This window comes from Lacinutrix sp. (assembly GCF_023299985.1).
In the GTDB taxonomy this organism is placed as follows: domain Bacteria; phylum Bacteroidota; class Bacteroidia; order Flavobacteriales; family Flavobacteriaceae; genus Lacinutrix.
In genome coordinates this window covers 1-5267 of sequence record NZ_JALZVX010000058.1, presented here as the reverse complement: position 1 = coordinate 5267, position 5267 = coordinate 1, and the positions used below count along the sequence as shown (strand labels likewise).

Annotated in this window: 5 protein-coding genes; 4 read left to right on the top strand and 1 reads right to left on the bottom strand. The window is 31.4% G+C overall.

The window, feature by feature from the left end:
* Positions 1-53 precede the first annotated feature (53 nt).
* Positions 54-1598 carry a hypothetical protein gene (locus Q0C58_RS03085; RefSeq protein WP_290697376.1) on the bottom strand — a complete coding sequence of 515 codons (1545 nt, stop codon included), beginning with the start codon at positions 1596-1598 and terminating at the stop codon, positions 54-56.
* Positions 1599-1746: 148 nt separating this feature from the next.
* Between Q0C58_RS03085 and Q0C58_RS03080 the strand changes: the two genes are divergently transcribed.
* The 4 genes from Q0C58_RS03080 to Q0C58_RS03065 form a co-directional block, all read left to right on the top strand.
* The gene (locus Q0C58_RS03080) at positions 1747-2916 is read left to right on the top strand and encodes a 2-isopropylmalate synthase (protein ID WP_290697373.1); all 1170 of its coding nucleotides are present in this window, start codon (positions 1747-1749) and stop codon (positions 2914-2916) included.
* Positions 2917-2923: 7 nt separating this feature from the next.
* Positions 2924-4321 carry a 3-isopropylmalate dehydratase large subunit gene (leuC, locus tag Q0C58_RS03075; protein ID WP_290697369.1) on the top strand — a complete coding sequence of 466 codons (1398 nt, stop codon included), beginning with the start codon at positions 2924-2926 and terminating at the stop codon, positions 4319-4321.
* A 1-nt stretch (position 4322) separates the two neighbouring features.
* Positions 4323-4910 (top strand): 3-isopropylmalate dehydratase small subunit, encoded by a 588-nt coding sequence (gene leuD, locus Q0C58_RS03070; protein WP_290697366.1) that lies wholly within the window; start codon positions 4323-4325, stop codon positions 4908-4910.
* A 208-nt stretch (positions 4911-5118) separates the two neighbouring features.
* A partial coding sequence (locus tag Q0C58_RS03065; RefSeq protein WP_290697379.1) for an isocitrate/isopropylmalate family dehydrogenase occupies positions 5119-5267 on the top strand: 149 nt, incomplete at its 3' end.

The following is a 5267-nucleotide window of genomic DNA, read 5'->3' as shown; positions in this document are numbered from 1 at the left end:
CTGGAGGCACCACCACTAAAAACTCGATTCGTTTGAATCGAGTTTTTTGGTTTTTACTCTATTTTCTTTAAATATTTATCTCTTATAATAGTACTTACTGGTTTATTATCGATTTTACTCTCTAACCAAGAAATAATATCTAAATACAAAAATGCACGACGCTCGAAAGGATGATCTTCGTACTTTTTTAAACTATCTCTTAAAGTTCTAAAAGCGTTTTTTAAATCTTGAGGATAAATATCTTGCAAGCTTTTAATAAATTTTATCATTTCTTTTTGCACTTCGTGTAAATCATTCATCTTAATTAAAAACTTATATGTGCTTCGCAGTAAAGTTTCTAAATGGTAATCTAATCCAGCTTCGTAATGCGCAACTAGATTTAAAACTCTTGAAAAACACAATAAATCTTCTCGCATAGAAAGCGATTTGTTAGAAATAATTTTATCAAGATATTTTATAGACTCTTTATTATTACCAACACCAAAATGCAAACTAGCAAACTTGTAATAAAAAATCATTTTATAATGAGCATCTACTTTATTTTCAAATTGAATTAAATCTTTTTCAATTTTAGGAATTAATGCCAAACCATCTTGAAAACTACCATCTATAAAATGCTTATTAATATCATGAATATTAAGATATAAAAAGGTTAAAGACTCTACATTCTCGTCTTTTGGAAAATTTGAAGTTTCAATTTTAATTTTTAATGTTGAATACACCTCCAAAAACTTTGGCTTGTTATTAATAAAGAAAACAGACTCTAAGAGATAATTATTTCCCTTTAAAAAAAACACAGGATTCAAGTTTATCATATCTGGATATTGATTAAATAAATCTACCCATTTTGATGCATACTTATAGCAATTTAAAAAGTCTTGCATTAAAAAACTGTACCATAAATATGCTTTGTAATACCATAATTTCTCTCGAAATCCTACTTGTGACAGCTCGAACTTTGGCAATCTATCGTTAAAATACTTGGTTACTAAATTACTTTCTTCTTCATTTTTTACATAACCAGTTTTTAAAATTATACTGTATAACTGAAGCGATAAGTTAGTTAACTTACTAGTAATCAAATTTAATTCACTTAATTTTTTAGCTTGTATTGTAAGGGCATCTGCTCGCGTGCTAATACTTCTGGTAATATATTGTGCTTCAATAATTTTCTCAAGTTCAACAATTTCGAAAGCTAAATTTTTTTCTTCATTTACAAGAGCTACTTCTTTAGCTTTATCTAAAATTTTTAAACTTTGCTTGTACAATCCTTTGTGATATAAAATTGAAGCAAAATCTAGTTGTTCTCGAATTTGAGACCGTATATTTTGATGTGAAGGATTTAACTTTAAACTAATTAACAGCTGCTTATACAAATGTGCTTTCACATTTGCTAGTTGCTGTTTTTTTATTTGAGTAGATTTTAAAATAGAAACCTCATCATAACTTTTTAACTTATCTAAAACAGTAAATAAGTTTAAAAACTTAGAATCTGTATTCACACCTAATCGCCCAACGTACAACTTAAATTGTCGTTTTTCAGACTTATTAAGCGATTTTACTAAGGCGAATAAATTATCTTTTTGTTCTTTAGTCATAAACTAATACTTAGTTTAAATTATTGATTTTTAGATACTTAAGTCCAATTAAACGAATTGAACATCGTAACACATTAAATAGTGATTATTAGTAATAAGTAACCAAAGTATAAATTAGTCTTTCAATAGAAAAATAAAACGCACACAAATGTCAAACAATAACATACAAATTTTCGACACAACACTTCGTGATGGAGAACAGGTTCCTGGTTGCAAACTAAATACGGAACAAAAAGTAGTTATTGCAACACAGTTAGATGCATTAGGAGTAGATATTATTGAAGCTGGTTTTCCAGTATCAAGTCCTGGTGATTTTAAATCTGTTGACGCTATTTCTAAAATAGTAAAAAATGCTACAGTTTGTGGATTAACGCGTGCTGTAGAAAATGACATAAAGATTGCTTCCGAAGCATTAAAATATGCAAAAAAACCTAGAATCCATACTGGAATTGGCACATCAGATTCGCATATTATTCATAAATTTAAATCAGATAGAGAAACAATTATCAAGCGTGCTTTTGAGGCTGTAAAATATGCAAAATCTTTTGTTGAAGATGTTGAATTTTATGCAGAAGATGCTGGAAGAACAGATAACGAATACCTTGCTAGAGTTTGCGAAGCAGCTATAAAAGCAGGTGCTACGGTTTTAAATATTCCAGACACTACTGGTTATTGTTTACCTAGTGAATATGGTACTAAAATTAAATACTTAAAAGAAAATGTAAAAGGCATTGAAAAAGCAATTCTATCCTGTCACTGTCATAACGACTTAGGTTTAGCAACCGCTAATTCTATTGAAGGCGTAATACATGGCGCACGACAAATAGAATGTACCATTAATGGTATTGGAGAACGTGCTGGAAACACAGCTTTAGAAGAAGTTGTAATGGTTTTAAAGCAACATCCTTATCTTAATTTAGATACTAATATTAAAACGGAAATGCTTTACGGATTAAGTCAATTAGTTTCAGAAAGCATGGGCATTTACACACAACCAAATAAAGCTATTGTTGGAGCAAATGCATTTGCACACAGTTCTGGAATACACCAAGATGGTATGATTAAAAATAGAGAGACCTACGAGATTATTAATCCTAAAGATGTTGGTGTTACAGAATCTGCAATTGTTTTAACAGCAAGAAGTGGTCGTGCTGCTTTAGCCTATAGAGCTAAAAATGTAGGTTACGAATTAACTAAATTACAACTTGACGATGTCTATGCAAATTTTTTAAGCTTTGCAGATAGAAAGAAAGAGGTTAATAATAAAGATATTCATCAAATTATAGAGACTAGTAATGTCTATAGACAAATAATTTAAGCTTAATATGGGAAAAACATTATTCGATAAAGTTTGGGATGCGCATGTTGTGGATACAAAAGAAAACGGTCCTCAAGTACTTTATATAGACAAGCACTTAATTCACGAGGTAACAAGTCCACAAGCTTTTAATGAATTAGAAGATCGCGGAATTCCTGTTTTTAGACCTAAACAAATTATTGCAACTGCAGACCATAATACACCTACGATAAACCAGCATCTTCCAATTAAAGACGCATTATCAAGAAATCAACTAGAACAGTTGTCTATAAACTGTAAAAAAAACAATGTTACACTATACCAACTTGGTCATAAATACAATGGCATTGTGCATGTAATGGCTCCAGAATTAGGTTTCACACAACCAGGAATGACAATGGTTTGTGGAGATAGCCACACCTCTACACATGGCGCTTTTGGAACCATTGCTTTTGGTATTGGAACCAGTCAAGTAGCACAAGTTTTTGCTAGCCAATGTTTATTACTAACAAAGCCAAAAAGCTTAAGAGTAACGGTTAATGGTAAACTTAAAAATGGTGTTTTACCAAAGGATGTCATTCTATATATTATTGCAAAATTGGGCACCAATTCTGGTACAGGATATTTTTGCGAATATGCAGGAGAAGTTTTCGATAACATGTCTATGGAAGGCAGGATGACCATTTGTAACATGAGTATAGAAATGGGAGCTCGAGGTGGCATGATTGCGCCTGACCAAACAACCTTTGATTATGTTGAAGGAAAAGAATATGCACCAAAAGGAGATGCTTTCGATAAAAAAGTAGCTTACTGGAGAACCTTACCAACAGATGTTGACGCAGTTTTCAATAAAGAATACACGTTTGATGCTGAAGATATTGAACCAATGATTACTTATGGTACAAATCCTGGTATGGGAATAAAAATTTCAGAAAATATTCCACATAATAAAGATGCTTCGTTTGTAAAGTCTTTAGAATACATGGATTTTGAAGCAGGAGAAAGTTTAATTAATAAAGAAATAAACTACGTGTTTATAGGTAGTTGTACAAATTCTAGAATCGAAGATTTTAGAGTTGCTGCTAAATACATTAAAGGTAAGCAAAAAGCAGATAACGTAACGGCTTGGTTAGTACCTGGAAGCAAACAAGTAGAAAAACAAATTATAGAGGAAGGTTTAAAAACCGTTTTTGATACAGCTGGTTTCGAGTTACGCCAACCTGGTTGCTCAGCGTGTTTAGCAATGAACGATGATAAAATTCCACAAGGTGAATATTGTGTATCGACTTCGAATAGAAATTTTGAAGGCAGACAAGGACAAGGTTCTCGAACCATATTAGCTAGTCCGTTAGTAGCTGCAGCAACAGCTATTGCTGGTAAAATAATAGACGTAACAGAAACTATTAAAACATTAGAATTCGCTTAGCATGGAAAAATTTACAATAGTAACATCTAGCGCAATACCATTGGATATTGCAAATGTAGATACAGATCAAATTATTCCTGCACGCTTTTTAAAGGCGACAGATAAAAAGGGATTTGGAGATAATCTGTTTAGAGATTGGCGCTTTAATGAAGATGGTTTGGATAATAAATATTTCACTTTAAATAACAAAGATTACTCAGGAAGCATATTAGTTGCTGGACATAATTTTGGTTGTGGCTCTAGTCGTGAACATGCAGCTTGGGCTTTAGTTGGCTATGGTTTTAAAGTAATTGTATCCAGTTTTTTTGCAGATATTTTTAAAGGTAATGCTTTAAATAATGGATTGCTACCTGTTCAGGTTTCTAAGGAGTACATAAATCATTTAATTTATGAAATTAAAGCAAATCCAAATGTAAAATTAAAAATAGATTTGAGAGCACAACAAATTAGTATAAGCAGTAGTAAACGTTTTGAAAATTTTAATATTGATGCATATAAAAAAGCATGTATGATTAATGGTTACGATGACATCGATTACTTACTAAGTAAAAGAATAGAAATTGAAGCCTTTGAAAACACTCTAAGTTAATACATGCGTTAAGTATTACTCGTTCATTTTTATTTGATAAATTAAGAACTCGTGATTGTTTCGCAATTTTAACGGCATGTTTAAGCTCCTCGCAGAGAGCGAGTAGTGAAAACCTGAGTAGGTATGAGAAAAAAGTAACGCCCAGAAACTGAATAATAATTAAAATATAAGATTGCAGGATGAGATTCCTGCTTTCGAAGGAATTAAGATGAAATTAAATATCGCTGTATTACCAGGTGATGGTATTGGTCCAGAAGTAACTAATCAAGCAATTAAAGTTTTAAAAGCAATTGCTTTAGAATTTGACCATACCTTTTTATTTAAAGAAGCGTCTGTTGGCGCAATTGCTATCGACGA

Coding starts and splice junctions, on each gene's coding strand:
- Q0C58_RS03085 (WP_290697376.1), bottom strand. CDS start 1,598: ATGACTAAAGAACAAAAAGATAATTTATTCGCCTTAGTAAAATCGCTT.
- Q0C58_RS03080 (WP_290697373.1), top strand. CDS start 1,747: ATGTCAAACAATAACATACAAATTTTCGACACAACACTTCGTGATGGA.
- leuC (WP_290697369.1), top strand. CDS start 2,924: ATGGGAAAAACATTATTCGATAAAGTTTGGGATGCGCATGTTGTGGAT.
- leuD (WP_290697366.1), top strand. CDS start 4,323: ATGGAAAAATTTACAATAGTAACATCTAGCGCAATACCATTGGATATT.